The 24,016-nt window shown below is 53.4% G+C and carries 16 protein-coding genes and 1 tRNA gene; 7 read left to right on the top strand and 10 right to left on the bottom strand.

Going from position 1 to position 24,016, the window contains the following annotated elements; all coding sequences use genetic code 11:
* Positions 1–3: 3 nt before the first annotated feature.
* Positions 4–1,242 carry an NAD(P)/FAD-dependent oxidoreductase gene (locus tag J7I43_RS11280; protein ID WP_209145776.1) on the bottom strand — a complete coding sequence of 413 codons (1,239 nt, stop codon included), beginning with the start codon at positions 1,240–1,242 and terminating at the stop codon, positions 4–6.
* Between the two features lie 64 nt (positions 1,243–1,306).
* Between J7I43_RS11280 and J7I43_RS11275 the strand changes: the two genes are divergently transcribed.
* Entirely contained in the window at positions 1,307–1,621 is a 315-nt protein-coding gene (locus J7I43_RS11275) for a YbaB/EbfC family nucleoid-associated protein (protein ID WP_209145775.1), read from the top strand.
* 66 nt (positions 1,622–1,687) lie between these two features.
* Here J7I43_RS11275 and typA read toward each other — a convergent pair whose 3' ends face one another.
* From typA to J7I43_RS11260, 3 genes are all read right to left on the bottom strand, one after another.
* Positions 1,688–3,502: a translational GTPase TypA gene (typA, locus tag J7I43_RS11270; protein ID WP_209145774.1), complete on the bottom strand. Its 1,815-nt coding sequence runs from the start codon at positions 3,500–3,502 to the stop codon at positions 1,688–1,690.
* 177 nt (positions 3,503–3,679) lie between these two features.
* Positions 3,680–5,938, bottom strand: coding sequence for a patatin-like phospholipase family protein (locus tag J7I43_RS24940; protein WP_209145773.1), 2,259 nt, complete (start codon positions 5,936–5,938; stop codon positions 3,680–3,682).
* A gap of 58 nt (positions 5,939–5,996) precedes the next feature.
* A complete protein-coding gene (locus J7I43_RS11260; protein ID WP_209145772.1) occupies positions 5,997–7,025 on the bottom strand; it encodes a COX15/CtaA family protein in 1,029 nt (342 codons plus the stop codon).
* A gap of 108 nt (positions 7,026–7,133) precedes the next feature.
* Here J7I43_RS11260 and J7I43_RS11255 point away from each other — a divergent pair, with 108 nt between their 5' ends.
* The 5 genes from J7I43_RS11255 (at position 7,134) to J7I43_RS11235 (ending at position 12,694) form a co-directional block, all read left to right on the top strand.
* Positions 7,134–7,745: a ribonuclease HII gene (locus J7I43_RS11255; protein WP_209145771.1), complete on the top strand. Its 612-nt coding sequence runs from the start codon at positions 7,134–7,136 to the stop codon at positions 7,743–7,745.
* A gap of 13 nt (positions 7,746–7,758) precedes the next feature.
* The gene (gene rpoN, locus J7I43_RS11250; RefSeq protein ID WP_262898699.1) at positions 7,759–9,246 is read left to right on the top strand and encodes an RNA polymerase factor sigma-54; all 1,488 of its coding nucleotides are present in this window, start codon (positions 7,759–7,761) and stop codon (positions 9,244–9,246) included.
* 14 nt (positions 9,247–9,260) lie between these two features.
* On the top strand, positions 9,261–9,926 hold the full coding sequence (locus J7I43_RS11245; protein ID WP_209145769.1) for a hypothetical protein: 666 nt from the start codon (positions 9,261–9,263) through the stop codon (positions 9,924–9,926).
* Positions 9,927–10,163: 237 nt separating this feature from the next.
* Positions 10,164–11,165, top strand: coding sequence for a recombinase RecA (recA, locus tag J7I43_RS11240; RefSeq protein ID WP_209145768.1), 1,002 nt, complete (start codon positions 10,164–10,166; stop codon positions 11,163–11,165).
* Positions 11,166–11,494: 329 nt separating this feature from the next.
* Positions 11,495–12,694, top strand: coding sequence for a J domain-containing protein (locus J7I43_RS11235; RefSeq protein ID WP_209145767.1), 1,200 nt, complete (start codon positions 11,495–11,497; stop codon positions 12,692–12,694).
* On the opposite strand, the gene J7I43_RS11230 is transcribed toward J7I43_RS11235, so the two are convergent.
* The 3 genes from J7I43_RS11230 to J7I43_RS11220 all read right to left on the bottom strand — a co-directional run bounded on the left by J7I43_RS11230 (position 12,694) and on the right by J7I43_RS11220 (position 14,874).
* Positions 12,694–12,767, bottom strand: a tRNA-Thr gene (locus tag J7I43_RS11230). The two genes, J7I43_RS11235 and J7I43_RS11230, sit on opposite strands and share 1 nt — an antisense overlap.
* Before the next feature lie 344 nt (positions 12,768–13,111).
* Entirely contained in the window at positions 13,112–14,137 is a 1,026-nt protein-coding gene (gene obgE, locus J7I43_RS11225) for a GTPase ObgE (protein WP_209145766.1), read from the bottom strand.
* A gap of 149 nt (positions 14,138–14,286) precedes the next feature.
* The gene (locus J7I43_RS11220) at positions 14,287–14,874 is read right to left on the bottom strand and encodes an adenylate kinase (protein WP_209145765.1); all 588 of its coding nucleotides are present in this window, start codon (positions 14,872–14,874) and stop codon (positions 14,287–14,289) included.
* Between the two features lie 367 nt (positions 14,875–15,241).
* On the opposite strand from J7I43_RS11220, the gene J7I43_RS11215 reads away from it, so the two are divergent.
* Entirely contained in the window at positions 15,242–18,217 is a 2,976-nt protein-coding gene (locus J7I43_RS11215) for a glycoside hydrolase family 3 N-terminal domain-containing protein (RefSeq protein WP_209145764.1), read from the top strand.
* Between the two features lie 77 nt (positions 18,218–18,294).
* Here J7I43_RS11215 and J7I43_RS11210 read toward each other — a convergent pair whose 3' ends face one another.
* From J7I43_RS11210 to J7I43_RS11200, 3 genes are all read right to left on the bottom strand, one after another.
* Complete coding sequence (locus tag J7I43_RS11210) at positions 18,295–18,762, bottom strand: hypothetical protein (protein WP_209145763.1); 468 nt, start codon at positions 18,760–18,762, stop codon at positions 18,295–18,297.
* A gap of 354 nt (positions 18,763–19,116) precedes the next feature.
* A complete protein-coding gene (locus J7I43_RS11205; protein WP_209145762.1) occupies positions 19,117–20,880 on the bottom strand; it encodes a RagB/SusD family nutrient uptake outer membrane protein in 1,764 nt (587 codons plus the stop codon).
* A 10-nt stretch (positions 20,881–20,890) separates the two neighbouring features.
* On the bottom strand, positions 20,891–23,977 hold the full coding sequence (locus J7I43_RS11200) for a SusC/RagA family TonB-linked outer membrane protein (protein ID WP_209145761.1): 3,087 nt from the start codon (positions 23,975–23,977) through the stop codon (positions 20,891–20,893).
* Between the last annotated feature and the right edge of the window lie 39 nt (positions 23,978–24,016).

Here is a 24,016-nt window from a genome sequence, read left to right as displayed (position 1 = left end):
GTTTTACCGGTTCAGTAAAAGTTTGACGTAAAAGGAAGGTTTGGTCAGTTTCTTGCGAAGGTCCACTTCGTAAAACATGCTCGAGATCACGTCGCGGAGCTGCTTGTTGCGCATGCCCATTTTCATGAGCCAGTTAAACAGGCGCGGGTATTTCACGAGCTGCTGCAGTTTGTAGCTCAGTTTCAGTTCAGGGCCCAGCACACGGTATACGCTTTCGTCGTACGCCATCATGATCTCTTCGCCGAAGTTGCCTGCGGCAAGACAGGCCGCGGCCTGCTTCGCGGCAATGGCGCCGCTGTAAATGGCGTTGCCGATGCCTTCTCCCGTGAACGGGTCGATGATGTAAGCAGCGTCTCCCACGAGCATGTAGCGGTTGCCGGAAAGCCTGCGTTTTTTGGAGCCCAGCGGAAGGCCATAACCGTCGAGGCTACTGGTCATTTCCGCGTCGCGGAAACGTTCCGCGAAAACGGGGTCCTGTTTGAGCGTATCGGTAAGCAATTGTTTCAGGTTCACTTTCCGGTCGCGCACGGCGTCGCTGAGCATGTCCATGCCTACGTTGGCTTCGCCGTTGGGCAGCGGGAAGATCCAGAGGTAGCCCGGCAGCAGGTTCTTGAGGAAGTGCAGCTCGATGAAACTGTCTGCATGCGTGCCTTTCACGCCTTTGTAATACGCCCTGATGCCCGCGGCGTAATACTTCGGCTCCATGCGGATGCCCGCCACTTCTTTGGTGAACGAAGAATGCGCGCCGTTGGCCACGATGAGGAGTTTCGCTTTCACCTCGAAATCGCCGGCCGCGTTGCGCACGGTGTAACCATCTTCGTCCAGCGAATATTTATCGATGGTAACGCCTTCAAAAAGTTGTACGTTGGCACTGCGTTTCAGCTCGTCCACCATAAAATTGTCGAAGTGAATGCGTTTGCAAACGAAGCCCAGCGGCTCGTCTGCCTGTTTGTTATAATTGGGTTTGTACGGCACGTCCATGCCCTGGCGGCCGGGGGAAACGAAAGTAACGCCCCAGCTGTTTTCTTTTTCCACAAAAGCCCGCAGCCTTTCCGCGATGCCTTTATCGATCTTTTCGAGCCCGGTGATCACTTTGCCGCTGAGACCGTCTCCGCACACTTTATCGCGGGGAAAAACAGCTTTGTCGGCAACCACGCAGGGAATGCCCAGCCTGTCCAATTGCAGCGCCGCGGTAGCGCCTCCGGGCCCCGCCCCGATAATACAAACTGAAGTGGTGATCATAGGGTGCCAAGATACGGAATCTGGTGCGAGCGGAATATTTATCTTTGCCGAAAACCTGAAAAATATGTTCGGAGACTTGTTTGGAAAGCTGCAGGAAGCGCAGCAGAAAATGAACGACAGCAAAGAGCGCCTCAAACATATCACTGTTGAAGGCGAAGCCGGCAACGGCGCCGTGAAAGCGGTGGCAACGGGCAACCGCGAAATAAAAAGCCTGGAGATCGATCCTTCGCTGCTGGCGGCGGAAAGGAAAGAAGAGCTGGAAGACCTGCTGATCTCCGCGCTGAACCGTGCGCTGAAAAATGCGGAGCATGCATGGGAAAACGAAATGAAGAACGTGGCGGGCGGCATGCTTGGCGGCATGGGCCTGCCGGGAATGTAAGGCAAAAAAAAAAACGTCCCGTGATTACGGGACGGTTTATAATCCTTTTGTTTTCATCTAAACAACTTAGCCAACCTCTTCCGCCTTCAACATCTTTTGGAACTTCTTCCTTTCTTCTTCGTCCAGGATGGTTTTACGCATACGGATGTGGTTGGGCGTTACTTCGATGCACTCGTCCTGCTGGATGTACTCCATACATTCTTCCAGCGTCATCAGTATTTTAGGTGCGATATTAGCGGCGCCATCGGTACCGCTTGCACGCATGTTGGTCAATTTTTTGCCTTCGTTGGGGTTTACCACCAGGTCGCCGGGTTTGTTGTTCTCACCGATGATCATGCCTTTGTAAACCTCTTCTCCCGGGTCCACGAAGAATGAGCCTCTGTCCTGCAGTTTATCGAGGGAGTAACCGGTAGTGGTACCGCCTTCCTTGGCGCAAAGAACACCGTTGTTACGGCCGGGGATGGGGCCTTTCCAGGGTTTGTAATCCATAAAGCGGTGCGCCATTACAGCTTCACCGGCAGTATTTGTCAGCATCTGCGTACGCAGGCCGATCAAACCGCGGGAAGGGATCTCGAATTCCAGGTGCTGCATTTCACCTTTGGTTTCCATGATCAGCATTTCGCCTCTGCGGCGGGTTACGAGGTCGATCACTTTGGAAGCAAATTCCTGCGGAACGTCTACCACGAGGGTTTCAAACGGTTCGCATTTTTTGCCGTCGATGATCTTTGTGATTACCTGCGGCTGGCCAACGGTCAGCTCATATCCTTCGCGGCGCATGGTTTCCACCAGCACGCCCAGGTGAAGGATGCCGCGGCCGTATACCATGAAGCTGTCCGCAGCTTCGGTATCGTGTACGCGCAATGCCAGGTTCTTCTCGGTTTCTTTCATCAGGCGGTCGCGGAGGTGACGGGAGGTCACGAACTTGCCGTCTTTACCAAAGAAAGGAGAGTTGTTGATGCTGAACAGCATGTTCATCGTCGGTTCGTCTACGCTGATAACCGGCAATGCTTCCGGATTTTCGAAATCAGCGATCGTATCGCCGATACCGAAATCTTCAATGCCTACCACCGCGCAAATGTCGCCGGCCAGCACTTCCTGCACGCGTTTTTTACCAAGCGATTCGAATATGTACAATTCACGTACGCGGGTCTTTTTAATGGAACCGTCTACCTGCACCAGGCTGATAGGCTGGCCTTCAGCGATCTTTCCGCGGGTTACTTTACCTACGGCGATACGGCCGAGGAAGGTGGAGTAATCGAGGGAAGTGATCTGCATCTGCAGGGTGCCTTCGTTTATTTTCGGCTCGGGAACGTGCGTCAGGATGCCATCCAGCAAGGGGATGATGTCTTCCCTGGGCTCCAGGCTATCGTTGAACCAGCCGTTTTTGCCGGAACCGTAATAGGTGGGGAAGTTTAACTGGTCTTCCGTAGCGTCCAGGTTAAAGAACAGTTCAAATACGGCATCATGCACTTCATCGGGGCGGCAGTTGGCTTTGTCCACCTTGTTGATCACCACGATGGGTTTCAGGTTCAGCTGCAATGCCTTCTGCAGTACGAAACGCGTCTGCGGCATGGGGCCTTCGAAAGCGTCCACCAGCAGGATCACGCCATCGGCCATTTTTAATACGCGCTCCACCTCGCCACCGAAGTCGGCGTGGCCCGGAGTGTCTATCACGTTGATCTTTACGCCTTTGTATTCAACCGATACGTTTTTGCTGAGGATGGTGATACCACGCTCTTTTTCAAGGTCGTTGTTGTCCATGATCAGCTCCCCGGTTTCCTGGTTGGCCCGGAATACGTTGGTAGAGTGGAGGATTTTATCCACCAGGGTAGTTTTACCGTGGTCTACGTGCGCGATAATGGCGATGTTTCTAATTTGCATGACAATGAGTGATTTAGCCGCATTTTGAAGTCGTTCCGGGGTAACTTTTTCCGGGCGGCTCCAAACGAAGGCGCAAAGGTACGAATAATCGCGGGAATTACCTGTAGGGATACCTTAAATAAACGTGAAATATCAGGATATGGCCGGGAAACACATTACCTGTTCAAAACCAACAAGTTAGTGTTCCTGTTGTTGTGTAAGCGCCCTGGTCAACGCTTCATTGAGCTGTCCGAACGCCTGCTGGTTGCCCGGATTGTCCAGCGCGCGGGCGATGTCCAGCTTTTCCCTGGGGGTGAGGTGCCAGCTCAGCGCGGCGGCCTTTTCGACCTGCTGCGGCACGTACTGGAAGATGAGGCGTTTGAATTTGTTGGGAAAATACGCTTCTATATAATTGACCAGGTGGTCCTGGTGAAAATCCTGCATGCTCATCCAGTGCGCCTGCATCGAAAACAAGGGCTCAAAGATCAGGTCGCCCAGGTCTTTCGTTTGTTTGATAGGCGTTACGTCGTTTTTACGCGTGTCCCTGATCTGCATGAAGATCACCCCGCCCGTGTTTTCATTGATCCATTCGCGGAACGTGTATAAAAAACGGATGCTGGTCTCCTGCCCGAAATTGTCGCGGATGCCCGCGTCCATTACGTCTACAATGGGATTGCTGGGGAGGAACACGTTGGGCAGCACATAGGGGAACGTGGCGCTCATGCGGATGGCGCTGGTCACGCGAAGCTCGTTGGAGTGCTGGTTGGCGAAAAACTGGTTGAAGTCCACCCCGTCCACATCCCGCACGGAGCGCGTGGGGTACCGGTAATCGGCGGCGCAGAGATAACTCACCGGCTGCGGGCTCATAAACAGCCTGCGCCCGTCCGCATTCAGGGTGGCGCACCAGATCATCATCGGGATCTTCGCTTCGTATTCGGGCTGTTTATAATCGCCGATGGTTTTGTTGAGAACATTGTCCGTATTCAGGTTCAGCTGCATTTCAAAGGCATAGCCGCGGTCTTTGGCGTAGGCGTTTTTGCCGATATTGAAATGCCTGAACGGCGTAATAAAATCGTTTACCGCGAATGAGCTGAACACGGAATTGAGCAGGTCGCGGGAAATCTTTTCGCAGTAAAGACTGTCGTACAGCCGCGCCCGCGTGGGCATTCGGCCTTCCTGCTGGCGGAGGTACAGCTCGCGGAAATAAGTGGCGCCCAGCATTCCGCCGGAAGCGCCGGTCATGAGAAAGGTATGGTCGAGCAGTTTTCCTTTCAGCAGGCTGTCGTAGCGCTGGAGCACGTTCATCGTCCATGCGGCGGAACGGCTGCCGCCGCCGCTGGTGTTGATGATGATGATGGGCGGTTTGGAGCCGGGGGGAAATTTCTTTTTCCAGTTCTCCAATATTTCCAGCGTGTTTTTCCGGTCGGCTTCGGCGCGGGCCGCGGTGAAAAACTCCTGCAGGCTGTGCACGCTGTATTCCGGGCGGTCTTTTTTATCGAGGTAATTGAGGCCGTATGCTTTGTTGCGATTGTCGATCCACTGGTTCTTCACCATCCAGTTCAGCCCGAAGATCAGGGTGATCAGCACCGGGATGGCCCAGCTTTCCAGCAGGTAGGCATATGCGCCCGCCACGCCGATCAGGAACGCGAAAAAGATCATCACGCTGGCGCCCGCCGGGATGCGGAAAGCGTTGTAATCCATCAGGTAAGCCATTATGACGAGGAAAACCAGCGCGAGCGCAATAGTGATCATCGCCGCGAAATGGTGCTGACGGAAGATATTATCGAGGTAATGTTTGTTGTAGTGGTCTACATTCCTGGCCCGGCGTATGCGCCAGGGGCTGGAAAAGTAGCTGTGCACGGGCAGCGCGTTCTCGTCTCTTTCCTGGTTGGGCTTGAGCACAGTGCGGAGAAAATTGCGCGGGTTGCCGAATTTTTTCATCAGCCTGCGGCCGATATTTTTGTCCGCGTTAAAAAAGTAGAAAAAGGAGAAAAATATAATGATGAGGAAACCGCAGATAAAACCTTCGGCCAGCAGCAGGATTTGCGGAACGGAGTTGAGCTCCTGCCAGCGCTGGTATTGCCAGCCGCGCCAGAGCAGCATGAGCAGGAATGCGCCGGGAATGATGGCGTTGTTCAGGCAGTAGCGCGAAAAAGGCTGCGAGGTGGTGGCGAGGAATTTAAAACGGCCGCTGTGAAGGATAAAGGTGGTGATGTTCCAGCTCATCGTGAAAATGGCCGCGGCGACGCCGGTTACGGTGGTGCTGTAGAAATTCACTTTTCCCATATATTCCGGTGCAAGGAACAGCGCATCGCCGCCAAACGTTTTGGCAAAGCCGCCGTTGATGGTGCTGAACAATATGGCCCAGAAGATCAGCAAAACCTGGTACTTGCGGAAATGCAGCATCAGCAGCTGAATAGGGAAAGAATAGAAAAATCGTAACCAGAATCTTTTCACCACCTTAAATTAAGGCAAATATCGAGAACGTGAAATTAAAAATAAATTAAATGTGAGATCAGCGGCGGGTAACGAACCTTGCCCAGATCATCACCATCAGCAGGGCCATGCCGGTGAACTGGTGTGCCAGCGCGAATCCCAGCGGTATTTTCACGTCGCTGTTAAGCACGGTGAGCACGCCTAAAAAAACCTGGAGCAGCACGGTGAGCAATGCAAGCGCGCGCACGGTGGCGAGCTGCGGCAGCCTGGCCGAGCGCAGGTACCAGATGGCGATGAGAATAGTGAGCAGGTAAGCGAGGCCGCGGTGGATGAACTGGATGGTGATCTGGTTGTGGGTCGCGTCTTCCAGGAACCCGCCCTGCGAAAACATGCCGGGTGGCACCGCGAAACCGTTGATGGAGGGCCAGGTGGTGGCGGCCAGCGCGGCGTGGAGGCCGGCCATGAACGCGCCGTAAATGAGCTGGAGCACGAGCATGCAGAGGACCCAGCCGGAGAGTTTGCGCAGGGAAGGCGCCTGTACGATGGAACCCGCCGGCACAGTGAGTTTCAGGGCAAACCAGAGCACGTACCACAACAATCCCAGCGCGGCGATAAAGTGAATGGCTAAACGAATATGGGAAACGTAGAGGTTTTCTTCATTCAGCCCGCTTTTCACCATCACCCAGCCGATAAGGCCCTGCAGGGCGCCCAGCACCAGCAGCATGATCATCGGGACGATCATGCTGCGGTCTATTTTCTTTTTAATGATGAACCACACGAAAGGCAGGATAAATACGATGCCGATCAGGCGGGCCCAGTTGCGGTGCAGCCATTCCCAAAAGTAGATCCATTTGAAGTCGGACAGGGTGAAGTGGCTGTTGATATATTTGGCCTGGCCGATCTGCTGGTATTTTTCGAAAGCCGCCTGCCAGGCCGCTTCATTCATGGGAGGGAGCGCGCCCAGGATGGGCTTCCATTCCGTGATGCTGAGGCCGGAGCCCGTGAGCCGCGTAATGCCGCCCAGCAGCACCTGTACAATGATCATCGCCACGCCGGTGAACAGCCAGATAACGATGGCCCGGTTTCCTTTTTTTTGCTGCATTTCCATAAACCTTGCAAAAATAAGGGTTAATCGCGCCCGGTCCGGATGATTTTTATCAATTCCGGAATCATTCCGCCGGTTTTTGTAATTTTAGCGCCAACAAAATCAGTTAACTTGTTGCTGCCATATTACCAGGATGTTTTGACAGAAGCGGGCTGCGATGAAGCCGGAAGAGGCTGCCTCGCGGGACCTGTATTTGCAGCGGCGGTGATTTTGCCGAAAAGTTTCCGGCATCCTTTGCTGAACGATTCGAAGCAGTTGAGCGAAGACGAAAGGAATGTTTTAAGGGTGGTGATAGAAAGGGAGGCGGTAGCCTATGCGGTAGCCAGCGTGTGCAACCTGGAAATTGATAAGATCAATATCCTGAAAGCCTCGTTCAAGGCCATGCACGAAGCTTTGGCACGATTATCGCTACAGCCCCAAATGTTACTGATTGACGGTAACCGTTTTCATCCCTATGGCGACATCCCGCATACCTGCATCATACAGGGCGACGGAAAATATGCATCCATAGCAGCAGCGTCTGTGCTGGCGAAAACTTATCGGGACGAATATATGCAGGCCCTGCACGAGCAGTACCCGCAATACGGATGGAAGGAGAACAAGGGTTATCCTACAAAATATCACCGGGATGCCATCCGCTCCCACGGCGACACGCCCTACCACCGGAGGACGTTCCGCTTGTTGCCAGACCAGCTCAGCCTGGACGAGGAGGAAAAGTGGTAAAAAGGAACGAATCATGCTAAAGCAAACGCAACAACAGAAGTTATTACAAAAGTTGTCACCCCAACAGATTCAGCTCATGAAACTGTTGCAGGTGCCTACGGCCAATCTCGAAGAGCGCATTAAAGAAGAACTGGAAGAAAATCCCGCCCTTGAATACAGTGAAGACGGCCAGGAAGACGATCTTTCCAAAGAAAATAACGAGGAGTTCGAAGCCAATACCGAAGAAGAGTTCGAGCCGGACGGCAGCGAAAACGAATACGACAACATCGATATTTCCGAATACGTTTCAGAAGGCGACGACGAGATCGCGGATTATAAACTGAGGGACGATAATTATCCCGACCCGGACGAATCCCGCACCATTCCCGTACGCGTGGAGACCACCTTTCACGACCACCTGCTCAGCCAACTGGGCCTGCAGACGCTGGACGACCGCGAGCGCCGCATTGCCGAACAGATCATCGGCAGCATCGACGACGACGGGTACCTGCGCCGCGAAACCAGCGCGATCGTAGACGACCTTTCATTTTCACAGAACATACAGGCCGAAGAGGAAGAGATCAAACAGCTTATTAAGCTGATCCAGACCTTCGACCCCGCCGGCGTTTGCTGCGCGGACCTGAAAGAATGTCTGCTGCTGCAGCTCAAACGCAAGAATCCTGACGATCCCGGCGTGCAAACTGCCATCTCGATACTGGAGAACTATTTCGACGAGTTCACCAAAAAACATTACGAAAAGATCCAGCGGTCGCTGAACCTCAACGACGAAGACCTCCGCGAGGCCATCGGCCAGATCATCAAGCTCAATCCCAAACCGGGCGGCAATTACAGCCTGATGAACAAGGCGGAGAGTTATGTGATCCCGGATTTTTTCATCCTCAACAACAACGGCAAGCTCGAATTGTCCCTCAACAGTAAAAACGCGCCGGACCTCCGCATTTCCGAAGGTTACCGCGAAATGCTGAAAGAATACGACCGCGGCGATAAAAAAGACAAAAGGCAGAAAGAGGCCGTGCTGTTCATCAAACAGAAGATCGACGCGGCCAAATGGTTCATCGACGCCATCAAACAGCGCCAGCACACGCTGCTGAGCACCATGGAAGCGATCATGAGCTACCAGCACGAGTTTTTCCTCACCGGCGACGAAACCACCATGAAGCCGATGATCCTGAAAGACATTGCAGACATCACGCAGCTGGACATTTCCACCGTAAGCCGCGTGGCCAACAGCAAATATGTGCAAACGGAATTCGGCACCTTCAAGCTCAAGTTCTTTTTCTCCGAATCGTTGTCTACAGACAGCGGCGAGGAAGTGAGCACGCGCGAGGTGAAGAAAATCCTGTCCGACATGATCGGCGGCGAAAACAAACGCAAGCCGCTCAGCGACGAAAATCTCACGAAAATGCTGCAGGACAAAGGATATAACATTGCACGGCGGACCGTGGCAAAATACCGCGAACAGCTGAACATACCCGTTGCGCGTTTACGCAAGGAATTATAATCATTACATTATTCATGGAAGAGCAGAAATCGGCCGTTAATTTTCCGCCCGCCCTTCGGGCAACAGCAACAGTATTTTCTTATTTGCTGCATCCTTTGTTCATCCCGCTGCTCATCACCTTCCTGGTGGTAACCGCGCTGCCGGAATATTTCGTGGTGTTCAAACAGAACAGTTTCAGGTTCCCGTTCGATACGCTGTACATCCGGGTGGGCGTAGGCTGCTTTCTGTTCCCGCTGCTGGCCGTGGTATTGTCAAAATTGCTGGGGTTTGTGAACAGCGTGCGGCTGGAAGACCGCATGGACAGGATCATTCCTTATGTGGCGATCACGATCTTTTATTTCTGGGTTTTTTATACGTTCAAACGCCAAGGCCTGACCCCGGGTTTTTTCGACGCGTTTTTCCTGGGCATCTTCCTGGCCGTGGTAGTATGTTTTGTGGCGAACAGTTTTGTGAAGATCAGCATGCATACAACGGGCTGGGGCGGCGTGCTGGGTTTCCTGATGATGCTGATGTGGGGCATGGGCATGAACGTGAGCCTGCCGCTGGCGATAGCATTCGTGCTTACGGGGCTGGCCGCCACGTCGAGGCTGATACTGGACGCGCATACGACCCGGGAAATATATATCGGCCTGTTCGTGGGCGTGCTTTCACAGGTGGTCGCATATGCCATTGTGGGCTAAACGCTATTTCCTTTTTTTATAGATATTTTTTCACTGCGCAGATCCCCTGCGTAAGGACGATGCACTTTTGTATCGTCCATTGCGTGTTACCCCATTTCAAGTTTAAACACCGGATGCTATTCAAATTAGTATTTTAGAAAAAATGCTAAAATTTTTAGGAGTTTTCGGGGAAATAATTATAACTTGCACTACCATTAAATTTGTAACAAAATATACTGACTTACTAATTCAAAGATTATGTCAAACGGCAATACTGATAAACTGAAGGCCCTTCGCCTTACGATGGACAAAATTGATAAGGATTTCGGCAAAGGCGCCGTGATGATGATGGGCGAGAAGCCTGATGCGCCGATGGAATTTATTTCCACCGGTTCCCTGGGGCTGGATATCGCTTTGGGCATTGGCGGCCTGCCGAAAGGAAGGGTGATCGAAATATATGGCCCGGAATCTTCGGGTAAAACCACGCTGGCGATCCACACGATCGCGGAAGCGCAGAAAAAAGGCGGCATTTGCGCCATTATCGACGCGGAGCACGCTTTCGACAGTTCTTATGCCCGCAAGCTGGGCGTGGATGTGGATTCACTGCTGATCTCCCAGCCGGACCACGGCGAACAGGCGCTCGAGATCGCGGACAGGCTGATCCTTTCCGGGGCGGTAGATGTAGTGGTGATCGATTCCGTAGCCGCGCTGGTGCCGAAAGGCGAGCTGGAAGGCGAAATGGGCGAAAGCAAAATGGGCCTCCAGGCGCGTTTGATGAGCCAGGCCCTCCGCAAACTGACCGCTACGATCTCCAAAACCAACTGCTGCTGCATTTTCATCAACCAGCTGCGTGAAAAGATCGGCGTGATGTTCGGCAACCCCGAAACCACGACCGGCGGTAACGCCCTGAAGTTCTATGCTTCCGTAAGGCTGGATATCCGACGTATGAGCCAGATCAAAGACGGGGATGAAGCCGTGGGCAACCGCGTGAAGGTGAAGGTCGTGAAGAACAAGGTAGCGCCTCCTTTCCGTATGGCTGAGTTCGACATCATTTTCGGCCACGGTATTTCCAAAGTGGGCGAGCTGATAGACATGGGCGTGGAATACGGTATCGTGCAGAAAAGCGGTAGCTGGTTCAGCTACGAAGGCAACAAACTCGGTCAGGGCCGCGATGCCGTGAAACAACTGCTGCTGGATAACCCGGAAGTAGCTACCGAAGTGGAAGCCAAAATCAAGGCAAAACTCGCGGAACAGGCATAACCAAAGCCCGTTCTCCAGGATAAAAATTTTTAAACGTTCATTAAACGTTTGTTTGGGTTAGTTTAGTAGAAGGTCTGTTGTCTAACAGACCTTTCTTTTTTTGGTGAGTTCTGGCCGCATCGGCTGGAATTTGTTTCCGGGTGGGATTTTAAACCTTCTTTACGGGGAAATTTGTAGCTCGCCATAGGACGTTGGTTTCGACGAGAGAGCGGTTTTTCTTTTACGGACGAACCTGATGCTGTAGGTAGTTGCCGGGAAATTCAGCGCCACACCCACCTTTGTTTCCCGCATTGCAATGGAAGTATTACTTTTAACGTTCATGTAATGGCATGCTGACGTATTACCAGATATTATCTATTCCTGAAACCGCTTCCCTGAAGGAAATCAAATCCGCCTTCCGCAAATTGTCCCTCCGCTACCACCCGGACCGGAACGACGGCGACAAAACCGCGGAAACAAAATTTAGGGAAGTACTGGAAGCCTACAAGGTATTGTCAGACCTGGATAAAAAAGCCTGGTACGACCGCCAGCTTTTCTATAAACGCCAGCCGCCGCAACCCGCACCACAACCGCAATCCCAGCCACGACCACAACCCATTTACCAGCAACCGCCGTTCCGGAAAGTGCATCGCCGGTATACCGAAGAATACGTTCAACCGGATTTCAGCCGCATGCCCTGGCGTTTCATGGGTTTCGTCACCGGCGGGCTGCTCCTGTTTTTTGTATTGTTGTATAATTTCGGCCCGAAACCACGGGACATCAACCAGGAATTGCGGGACGAAGAAGTCCGCATAGAGATGCCGCCAATATCCACCGTCAGTCAACAGAGCGTGAAATTAAAAGACGGCACCAGCATCAGCCTTTCAGGGTTGGCCAGCCGCTATCCCAGCGCCAGTGTCGTGGAACTATATTCAGATATAGACGGCGATGGCGCCGACGAGCTTCATCTCTCGGTGACTTATCCCGGGCGTGCGTTATTTACCAGCCGTGATTACATTTTCCGTCGCGCCGAAATGCCCGGGGAGATGGATGTGGATACGAAAGACGCGTTGTACGAAGAGTTTTTCACCTACGAAAACGGCCTGCATATCGTGGGAGACAATATGCGCCTGTATTTTGGCGCGGATATCGAAACGTACTACAGTTGCAACGACTGCCAGGTAACCGGCCTGCCGAACCCCAGGATGGTGCCGGCCATTTACCTGCGGGCAAGAAACGGCCGGCTCCGTTTCGCGGAAACAAATGCAGGAAGGAACCGGGAAATAGAAGAAAATCTCGCTTACCTCAACACGAGGGGCGTTCCTGACCTGGCAAACGGCCAGGACGACGGCACACGGAAAGAATATATCCGCCAGGTAGTGACGTACTATTTCAACAACCGCGCCCTGCCTGCGGCGGAAACTCTCTTCCGCGGCAATTATCCCGGCAGCGACCAGGATGCCGTTTGGAAAGATGCCGAAGAGATCATCAAAACATACGTGCAAAAAATAACCTCCAATGCTGCATTCGGCAACATGGAGGTTTTGTGAGCCACCCATCGGGATCGAACCGACGACCTGTTATTTACGAAACAACCGCTCTGACCAGCTGAGCTAGGGTGGCAACTTTACAAAAATAAGCTCCGGGACGATACATTGTATAACCTTGCGAAAAAAATCCGCACGCAACCGTAGAGATATTGCTGCATACAACCAGCAGCAGCGGACTGCAACCGGGATCAAAACGCACATCCCTGGCCATGTCAGGCCGGCAGACTTACAGGCAACAAAGGCCTGTTCTTTCACCGCCGACATCAAATATAGTTGGCTTACGAACCGATATCGAATACAAACCTGGCCGTTTCAAGCCAACAGGCTTATCGGGGTAAACAACGACCGGTTCTTACCCTGCCTCAAAATGGTGCCTGACTTACAGACTGACACCAAAACGGAAAAGAATAACGCCTGCTAAACTTCCGGCTCTTCTTCCTCGCGACGGATATTTTCTTCGGAAATCAAAGCTTCCCAGAGTATGTCTTTTAGTTCCTGCAGCCCCGTTTGCGTCACCGACGAAATGAAAACATGCGGCACATCTTTCGGTAACTCCTCTGCTATGGCGGCTTTCAGCTCGTCGTCGAGCATGTCGCTTTTGCTGATGGCGATCAGGAATTGTTTATCCAGCATTTCGGGGTTGTATTGCTCCAGTTCGTTCACGAGGATGTTAAACTCTTTCAGGTGATCGGCACTGTCTGCCGGGATCACGAACAACAGCACTGCGTTCCGCTCGATATGCCGGAGGAAACGGTGCCCCAGCCCTTTGCCTTCATGCGCGCCTTCGATGATGCCTGGAAGATCGGCCATGCAGAACGATTTATCGTCGCGGTAAGGCACCATGCCCAACTGCGGCGTGAGCGTGGTGAACGCGTAATTCGCGATCTTGGGTTTGGCGGCGGTGATGGAAGACAGGAGGGTGGATTTTCCCGCGTTGGGAAACCCTACCAGCCCAACGTCCGCCAGCACTTTGAGCTCCAGCAGTTTCCAGCCTTCACGGCCGGGCTCGCCGGGCTGTGCGTATTCGGGCGCCTGGTTGGTGGCGCTTTTAAAGTAAGCGTTGCCGCGGCCGCCCTGGCCGCCGGGCATAAAAATGATCTCTTCTCCTTCTTTCAACACTTCGGCTTCCACTTCGCCGGTTTCTTCGTCGCGCACGATGGTGCCCAGCGGCACTTCGATCACGATGTCTTTCCCATTGGCGCCGGTACAATTGTCGCCGCTGCCGTTTTCGCCGTTTTCGGCCAGTACGTTTTTGTACCAGCGAAGGTGCAGCAGCGTCCACAACTGGGAATTGCCGCGCAGGATGAGGTGGCCGCCCCTTCCGCCGTCTCCGCCGTCGGGCCCGGCCATGGCTTTAAATTTGGTGCGCATAAAATGCCTGCTGCCGGCGCCGCCATGGCCCGATTTACAAAATACCCGTATGTAGTCTACAAAATTCTCCATATGTCAGATCTCCTTCCGGCCGCGGGGCCGGTTTATAGCTGAACGGGCACCTGCCCGCTCTTTTTGCCCAAAAAGCAAAACGCAAAGATCGTAAAGTTTGGCTTTACATGATCTTTGCGTTGCAATATGTATGTTCCGGGAAGCCGCGTTTATACGCGAACCCCCATCAGTTCTTCGATTTCTTTGCTCAGCAGCTCGAAAATGTGCTCGATGGTGCCTTCGCCTTTCACTTTCTTCAGTTTCCCGAATTTAGCGTAGTGATCCGCCACAGGAGCGGTTTTGTTGTGGTATTCCACGATGCGTTTTTTCACCACGTCTTCGCTTGCATCGTCTGAACGGCCGGAGGTAAGCCCACGGTCCAGCAGGCGGCGAACCAGCTCGTCTTCCGGGACTTCCAGGCTCAACACTACGGAAATGCTTGTCTTTTTCAATGCCAGCAGCTTATCCAGCGCTTCCGCCTGCACGGTGGTGCGGGGGAAACCATCGAAAATGAAGCCGCGTGCTTCCGGGTTGGCGTCCAGCTTGGTGCTGATCATGCCGATCACCACTTCGTCCGGTACCAGCAGGCCCTGGTCGATAAACTTCTGAGCCTCCAGGCCCAAAGGCGTTTTCCCTGCGATTTCGGAACGCAGCAGATCGCCGGTGGACAGGTGAAGCAAACCGTACTTCTCAATAATGTTGGCACTCTGGGTTCCTTTACCGCTTCCGGGAGGGCCAAATAAAATAAGATTGACCATGTTCTTCGATAATGTATTCTTTCGCAAGTGAAATACTTACGCCTTAAAAACGTGTTACAGTTGACAAGTACATCCCCTCTTCTTACAGAATGGTTCTTCAAAAGGTTTAAGGACGACGTTTCGTAAGGTGCAAATATAACAAACAATTGAATGAGTTGGTAATTAAAATTCAGATTGATGAAATCTCAAAAAAAATACGCAAAAAATTCTGAAAATATTTCAAAAAAACTTCAAAAAAGGTAGAAGAATTGAAAATCGACCTCAGGCGGTGAGAACCGGGATAAAACATATGTTCATTTATTGGAATGCATCAACCGCCAGTCATTTCGGGGGAAGTATGAGCTTGGAAATTTTGTATGTTTATAGGATGATGAAGCATTTTTTGGTAGCACTACTCACCGGGCTGACTTTCACAGCCAATGCACAAACGGCATCCACGCAACTGAAAAGCAGGACCACGCAGGAAAAACCCCGCCAAAGCAAGGCCGATCATTGGGTAGACAGTGTTTTTAACTCGCTCAGCCACGAAGAACGCATCGCGCAGCTCATTATGATCCGCATGCATTCGAATCTCGGGCAGGACCATATCAATTCCGTACTGAACGACGTAAGGGTCAACAAGATCGGCGGGATGGTCACTTTCCAGGGCGGCCCGGTGCGCCAGGCAATGCTCATCAACCGTTACCAGGCCGCGAGCAAAACGCCGCTGCTTATCGCCACAGACGGCGAATGGGGCCTCGGGATGCGTTTTGTGGACAGCGTGATCGCCTTTCCCCGCAACCTGATGCTCGGCGCCGTGCAGGACAGTGCGCTGATTTACGAAGTAGGCAAAGCCATCGGCGAACAATGCAAACGCATGGGCATTCAATACAATTTCGCGCCCGTGCTGGATGTGAACAACAACCCGAACAACCCGGTGATCAACGACCGCTCGTTCGGCGAAGACAAATACCAGGTGGCGCGCCTCGGCATCGCCATGATCAAAGGCATGCAGGACGCGGGCGTGATGGCCTGCGCCAAACATTTCCCCGGGCACGGCGATACCGATGTGGATAGTCATTATGATCTGCCGTCTATCAATAAAACCTTGTCACAGCTGGACTCGCTGGAGCTGTATCCCTTTCAGCGGGCCATAGACGCGGGCGTTGGCTCCGTCATGATCGGGCATCTTTATCTTCCCGCCATCGACAAAAAAGCCAATACGCCTTCTTCCATTTCGTATAAAACGGTGACCGACCTGCTGCAGAAAAGAATGGGCTTCGACGGGCTGATCGTGACCGACGCGCTGGAAATGAAAGGCATTTCAAAATATTATGACCACGGCCAGGAATCGCTGCAAAGCCTGCTGGCCGGCAACGACCTGATGGAGCTGCCGTCTACCGCGAAAGGCAGCATTGCCGCTATTGCGGCGGCCATCAAAAAAGGGACGATCAGCCGCGCGGAAGTATACCGCAGGGTGAAAAAAGTGCTGCGCGCCAAATACGACCTTGGCCTGGCGGAACTTCAACCCATCGACCCCGCAAATATCACCGAAGACCTCAACGCCGCCGTACTGCCGCTCCGCCGCCGGATCTCCGAAGAAGCGATCACCGTGCTCCGCAACGACAATCACCTGCTGCCGCTGCCCGTTACCATCGGGAATAAAAAACTCGCTATCGTAGCCGTAGGCGTAGACGGCGGAAACAACACCTTCATCGACGCCGTGCGCAGCCACAGGGCCGATGTGGATGCATACGTGTTCTCTCCGCGGCAGTCCGAAGCGCAGGTGAACGCCATGGTAAAACGCCTGAAAGCCCAGTACGACGCGGTGATCATTGCCGTGCAAAATTACAGCCGCAGGCCGGCCAACAATTATGGCATCAATGCCGCGGAAAGACTGATCGTGAACCAGCTGCAGGAAGAAATGCCCGCAGCTACCGTTACTTTCGGCAATCCTTACGCTATCCGTTATTTCTGCGATGCGCCCACCATTATTGCAGCGTATGAAGACGATAGCCTTACCCACAAAGCCGCCGCAGACGTGATCTTCGGCAAGCTCGACCCTAAAGGGAAACTGCCCGTTACCGTTTGCGCCAATTTTAAGTTCGGCGCCGGTCTTGCATCTGTCAAACCCGTGGAGCGCCCCAGCCAGCTGGAAGCCGCCAGCCCGGAATCGGTGGGAATGAACGGCAACGTGCTGAACAGGATCGATTCGCTGGCTTACGACATGATACAGAAAGGCGCGGCGCCCGGTTGCCAGGTGCTGGCGATGAAAGACGGGAAAATGGTGTACCGCAAAAGTTTCGGGTTTTATGACTACAGCCAGAAAGAGCCGGTAACGGACAGTTCCGTGTACGACCTCGCTTCCGTTACCAAAATATGCGCAACCACCTTATCTGTAATGCGGCTGTACGATGAAGGCAAATTGTCGCTGGATTCCACGCTGGGCACGTATCTTCCCTGGGTGCGCGGTTCGGATAAGGAAAAGCTGGTGATCCGCGATGTGCTGATGCACCAGGCGGGCCTCGTGGCTTATATTCCTTTTTACCGCGGAACGTTGTACGACAACGGCTGGCCAGACACGTTGCTGTTCGCCGCGCATCTTGATTCCATCCACAGCCTTCGCGTTGCCGAAAACCTGTACATGACGCCGCAATACAACGACACGATGTTCCAGATCATACTGGATAGCAAACTGATACCCGCCGGCAGCAGGTACATTTACAGCGACAACGATTTTATTTTCCTCGGGAAAATAGTGGAATCCATCACCGGCAAACGCCTGGACCATTACGTGCGCGAAACGTTCTACGAGCCGCTTGGCCTTCGTACGATGGGATTCGAGCCACGCAGCCATTTGCCGTTGAGCCAGCTGGTGCCCACGGAATTCGAAAACAATTTCCGCGTGCAGCTGATCCGCGGCGACGTGCACGACCCCGGCGCCGCGATGTTCGGGGGAATAGCCGGTCACGCCGGGTTGTTTTCCAACGCCACCGATCTCGGCGTGCTGATGCAAATGTTGCTGAACGGGGGAACTTACAACGGGAAATCTTATATCCACCCGGAAACCATTCAAATGTTTTCCGCGTACCATTCCAATATCAGCCGCCGCGGCCTCGGTTTCGACAAACCGGAAAAAGACAATGCCAGCCGCGACGAGCCGTACCCCTGCAAAAGCGCATCGCCGCTAACCTACGGCCATACCGGGTTTACAGGCACCTGCGTGTGGATAGACCCGCAGTACAAACTGGCGTTCATTTTCCTGAGCAACCGCGTTTGCCCGAACGGCGGCGCCAATACCAAGCTGTATTCCCTCAACGTTCGTTCGAACATCATGGAAACATTGTACGACGCGATGCAATAAGTTATTGATGCAAAACAGAAGAGGGTGCGCCGATGAAGACGCACCCTCTTTTTTATGGTCTGAATGGATGTTCCTGTTTATTCAACAGACACCACGCGGTTTACCTGGAGTTGCGTTTTGATGTCAACGGACCTTTCCAGTTTATTCCTTCCATTGCGGATCTCGAAAGTGTATGCGCCGTCTTCCAGCCTGTCCATGTTAAAACGTCCCAGGAACCTTGCCCTGCCGTCGAGCACTTCTTTGTGCAGGGTGTTGTTGTTGGCGTCTTTAATGAGCAGCACCAGTTTGTCCTGGTGAGGATTTACGATCTGTACAAGGAAACGCAGATCTTCGGTCCCTTCCTGCGTTACTTCCAGTTTACAACCTCTCTGCGCCATAAAGTTGGCTTCTTCAGGTGCGGTAGATGCGGTACGGGAGGCCTTTTCTTCGCGGGTGTTAACATAAGCAAGTGCGTCGCTCTGTGCGGTTGCCTGTAAGCTAATGCCAAGCACAAGTGCCAGTGCCGTAAGTACTGTTTTGGGTGTGTTCACAATGCCGTGTTTCATGTTAGTCAAATGTTTTAATAGTTAACGCTGTGTTTGGGTCAGTCAGTAAGTGATTGTTCCGTTTTGTCGACGCAAAGTTCTGACCGTGTCATTAAGCTAACATTAAGGGCGTATTAACTAAATATGAGCAGATCATTGCCTTAATGTTACGGGATATTCCAGGCTGTTTGTGGTAAAGTTGTCTCTAAGCTGTCCGTCGTTTTGGTGTTAATCAGTTGTTAATCGGGAATGCGAATGTACAATTAATGAGAATACGAAACGCAAAATGACAGTATTTTTTTGTTAATGAGATTGTGTAGGAAGTACAATAACGCTGCCCGTCCGGGGTGCGGACAGGCAGCGTTGGAGAGGGTTTTAGTAGTTGGGGTTTTGCGTCATCTTGCTGTTCCTGCGTATTTCCGTCGCCATGATCGGGAGCAGGTAGTGTTTGTTGGTGAATTTCCGGTCCTGCACGCCGCTTGTTAATACTTTGTAAGTATACAGCAGCGTGTCGGGGTTCAGCTTGCCGTAAATTTCGATCGCTTTGGCGGGCCCGCTGAATACGGTTTCGGCGATCAGCCAGCGGCGTGCATCGAAATAACGGTGTTCTTCAAACGCCAGCTCGTACCTGCGCTCGTAACGGTATTGTTCCATCAAAGCCGCACCGGTAACGGTGGGGGCGATGGCGGGCATGCCTGAGCGCGTGCGCACTTCGTTGATCGCGTCGCGCGCGGGCCCGTCCTGACCCAATGCCATAGAGGCTTCCGCATAGTTCAGTTTGATCTCCGCATAACGGAACCACGGCCAGGTTTGATCGCCGCGGAAAAACTGCGCGTCGAGATTGATGTCCATGAACTTGCGGAGATAATACCCGGTGTAGGAACCGTTCCAGTTCTCGATCGGGCCGCTGCGCGAATCCAGGCCGTTGATCACGTCCACGCCGCCGGAAGCGTTCCGTTTTTCATATTTGCCGGTTTGTATCACGCCCACAGGGTCGAGGCCGATAGCGTCGCTCGGGCGTTCTTTCCACTTTACGCCGTTGTAAAGAATGGTGGCGTAGAAACGCGGATCACGGTTGTCGTAGGGCTTTGCGGCCATGGAAGGGTTGTTCCAGTTAAACGGCGTGCCGTCTTTCATTTGATAACCTTCCACGAAATTTTCCAGCGGCACATTGCCGCCCCAGTTGTGGTAACCGTTCGGGCCGTTGTACAGGTCGTGCGAAGTGCCCAACAGCTGCTTGTTGAAATATTTGCAGTAAATGATCTCCGGGTTGTCTTTGTCCAGGAACACGCGGGAGTAGTTGTCCGTGCCGGAAGAAGTGGGCGCGTAGATGGAAAAACGGTTCGTCTGGATCAGCGCGAGCGCCGCGTCCTGTGCGGCTTTCCAGCGTGCCTGCCGGTCGCCGCCCACATAACCCAGTTCGGGGCGCGTATTGCCGGGCCGGTTAAAAAGATCGCTGGCGGCATACAGCAGGATGCGCGATTTCAATGCCATGGCGGCGAACTTCGTGGCGCGCCCCTGGCTGTCCCGGTCGTGCTCTTCAGGCAGCAGTTCCGCAGCTTTGTCGCATTCGGAAACAATGAAGCTTACGCATTCTTCAAAACTGTTGCGCGGCACCAGCATCGCTTCGCCGTCCGTAAGCTGGAAGATCTGCGTGATCAGCGGCACGCCGCCCCAGTATTTTACGAGCATGTGAAAAAAGTACGCGCGCAGGAAATGCGCTTCGCCTTTCAAACGCGTGCGCAACGTTTCGTCTTTAAAAGGCGCATCGTCTACCTGCGCGAAAAAGATGTTGCAGTTGCGGATGGCCCGGTAATGTTTTTCCCATTCCCCGAAAAGGTTCAATGCGCCAAGGTCTTCAGGGCTCATGGCTTCCGTTACGGACGTAGTGGTGCCGTAGTTGTGAATAAAACGGCTTTCGTCCGTCATCGAGCTGAGCATAACTTCATTAAAGCCATGCCGCATTTTCGGGTACAGGTCGTTGATATACGCCTGTATCATGTTCGGGTCTTTCCACACATCGTCTTCCATGTATTCGTTCAACGGCCGCTTCTCCAGGAAGTCTTTATTGCAGGCCGTTGTAAGCAACAGGGCGAAGGTGAAAATGCTATAACTGAGGAGTGTGAGGGTTCTTTTCATAACGCATGTTTTAGAAGGTGACATTCAGGCCGACATTAAAAATCCTTGTTTGCGGGTAAAATTGTCCGCTGCCGGTGGGCGATTCAGGGTCGAAAATTTTCACCTTATCGAAGGTGATAAGGTTCTGGCCGCTTACGTACAACCGGAGATCGTCGAGCCCGATGCGTTTTTGCAGGGTTTCGGGGAGGGTGTAGCCCAGCTCCACGGTTTTGAGGCGCAGGTAGTCTGTATTCCACAGCCAGAAAGTATTCTGGCGGCTTACCCAATATTCCTTGTCGCGGTCGTAGGGCCGTGGCATGGAAGCGTCCGGGTTGGAGGGCGTCCAGCGGTCTTCTGCGATCTTCATCGGGAAGTTGCCGATCAGGCCGGATTCCGTGCGGATGTACTGGCTTGCACCGGTTGCGCCCTGCCACAGCATGGTAAGATCGAAGTTGGCGTAGTCTGCGCCGAGGGTAAGACCGTAATTCCATATCGGGTATTCCGAACGGTTCACGCGCACGCGGTCGAGGTCGTCGATCTTGCCGTCTCCGTTCACGTCTTTGAAAATAACGTCGCCGGGAATGGCGCCGCCGATGTGCGGGTAATCGTCTACCGCGCGCTGGTCGCGGAAAATGCCGATGGCCTCGTAATACAGGTTGGCGCCGATCTGCCGGCCGGTGGACTGCTGCCATTCCGGCTGGTTGGGCACTTCGTCCCAGAACAGGATCTTGTTGCGGGCGGTGGAAATGTTCGCCACTACTTCGTAAGTAAACTTGCGTACGGTGCGTTTGTGCGTCAGGTGCAGGTCGATGCCCTGGTTCTGCACTTTCCCGATGTTCTCATCCGGAAGGGTAAGACCGGTGTAGATGGGAATGGAAGCGGAACGCTGGGAAAGAATGCTGTGACGGCGGGTGAAAAAATATTCCGCTTCGATGCCGATCAGGCCGTTGAACAATTTAGCTTCGATGGCGAGGTCCATGTTGTTAGACACTTCCCAGGTGATGTTCGGGTTCGGGATGCGCAGCGAGTTGATGCCGGTGTTGAGCTTTTCACCGAACACCACGCCGCCGTCCGAAATGCCGTAGGTGTTCATGTACTGGAAAGGATTGATCTGGTCGTTGCCCATCTGCCCCCACGAACCGCGGATCTTGAAATAATCCACCGTGCTGCCGATGGCCGATTTCCAGAAGTTCTCGCGGGAAAGCACCCATCCTGCAGACACACCGGGGAAAAAACCGAAACGTTTGTCGCGTGGAAAATTCTGCGAGCCGTCGTACCGCCAGTTAAAATCGAAGAGGTATTTTTCGTCGTAGTTGTAAGACAAGCGGCCGAAATAATTGAGGCGCGCGTAATCGAACCCGCGGCCGGTATTGTCTTTTTCTTCATTCGCGCCGGCAAACAGCTGGTCTACCGCGCTGGAAATGTAATAACGGCGGCGTGCCCAGAAATTGTCGTTTTTCATCTGGTTCCGCTCTATCGCGAAGATGGCGGAGGTGTTGTGTTTGCCGAAACTTTTGATGTAGTTGATCTTTCCGTTGATCGTGATGCTGCCGGTTTGCGCATAATTTTCTTCCAGTTCCGGCGCGCTTACGCCACGCTGGCTCGATTCCAGTTGCGGCTGGCCGTCGGCGCCGTAGCCCTGGAAAGTGTACAGCGTCCAGGGTTTGATGAACCGTTTGTTGAAATTGAAGCTCTGGTCTACCGCGAAGTTCGCGTCTACGAACAGCCCTTCCACTTTCGGGATATACAGCACCACGCCGAGATTGCTGTTGAGGGCGTACAGGCGGTCGCGCTGGTAGCCGATCTCGTTGGTGCTCGTCACTACGGGGTTGTCGCCATATTCAATGTCCGGCCCGGGCAGCCCGTTGGGCCAGCGGGCGGCTTCGGTGGGCCTTCCGCGGAGCAGTGCGCGGAAAATGGAACCGGCGCTGCGGGGCGGGAAGTTACGGTCTTCCAGCCTTCCGGCGAGGTCGAGTTTGATGGTGAGGTATTTGTTCACGTTAGCGTCCAGGTTCACGCGGGCGTTGTGCTGGCGGTACTTGGTGGCGCTGTTCTTGAAAATACCGTCCTGGAACAGGGTGCCGAGAGACACGTAGTAGACGAACTTGTCTGAGCCGCCGCGCAGGCTGAGATCGTGGCGGTTCTGGCTGCTGAGCGGTTTCACCACCTCGTCTACCCAATCGGTGTTCGGGTATTGCCAGGGGTCGGAACCGTCCGCGAACTTCTGGATCTTTTCTTCCGTGAAGCTCGGCTGGTCGCCCGCGGCCACGTTGATCTCGTTCACGATGCGCGCGTAAGTGGGCGCATCGGCCATTTTGGGCATGCGGGTAGGTTGGGTGAAACCCTGGTTGAAGCTGTAGCTCAGCAAAGGTTTGCCGGTTTTCCCGCGTTTGGTGGTAATGAGAATAACGCCGTTGGCCGCGCGGGAGCCGAAAATGGCGGCTGACGCGTCTTTCAGTACGGAAATGTTTTCGATATCGTTCGGGTTCAGGCGCTGGTAGCCGTCTCTCGGGATACCGTCTATCACCACCAGCGGGTCCGAATTGCCGTACGTGCTTCGCCCGCGGATGAGGATGCGGGAGCCGTCGTAGCCCGGCTCGCCGCTGCTGTTGATGGCCATGAGGCCGGAAACGCGCCCTACGAGGGCGTTGGATACGTTCACGGTAGGCGCCTGTTTGATCTCGGAGCCTTTTACCGTGCTGACGGACCCGGTTTTCGTTACTTTTTTCGTGGTGCCATAACCGGTCACCACGTACTCGTCCAACTGTTTTTCTGTCTCTTTCAAAAGGATGTTCACTGCTGTAAGCCCGTTCAGCGGGAACTCCTGGGTTTCGTACCCGATAAATTGCAGCACCAGAACGGCCTGCGGATCAACGTCGGAGAGTGTGAACGTTCCCTTTTCATCCGTAGCCACACCTTTGGAGGTATTGCCTTTCACCACTACCGTAACGCCGGGAAGGGAAACGTTTTTACCGTCCCTTACTCTGCCTTTTACAGTGATGTTTTTTCCGGATGATTGCTGGGTAACGTTTTGTGCCTTTGAGGCGGGCATGCCTCCGGCAAAACAGGTGATCGTGGCCATAACTATGGCCGCGCTGAAACGTGGAATGGGTTTCATAACTGTGAGCGTGTGTGTTGGGTTAAGAAATGGTTTTTC

This window comes from Chitinophaga chungangae, from assembly GCF_017742215.1.
In the GTDB taxonomy this organism is placed as follows: domain Bacteria; phylum Bacteroidota; class Bacteroidia; order Chitinophagales; family Chitinophagaceae; genus Chitinophaga; species Chitinophaga chungangae.
This window is presented reverse-complemented; position numbering and strand designations above follow the sequence as displayed.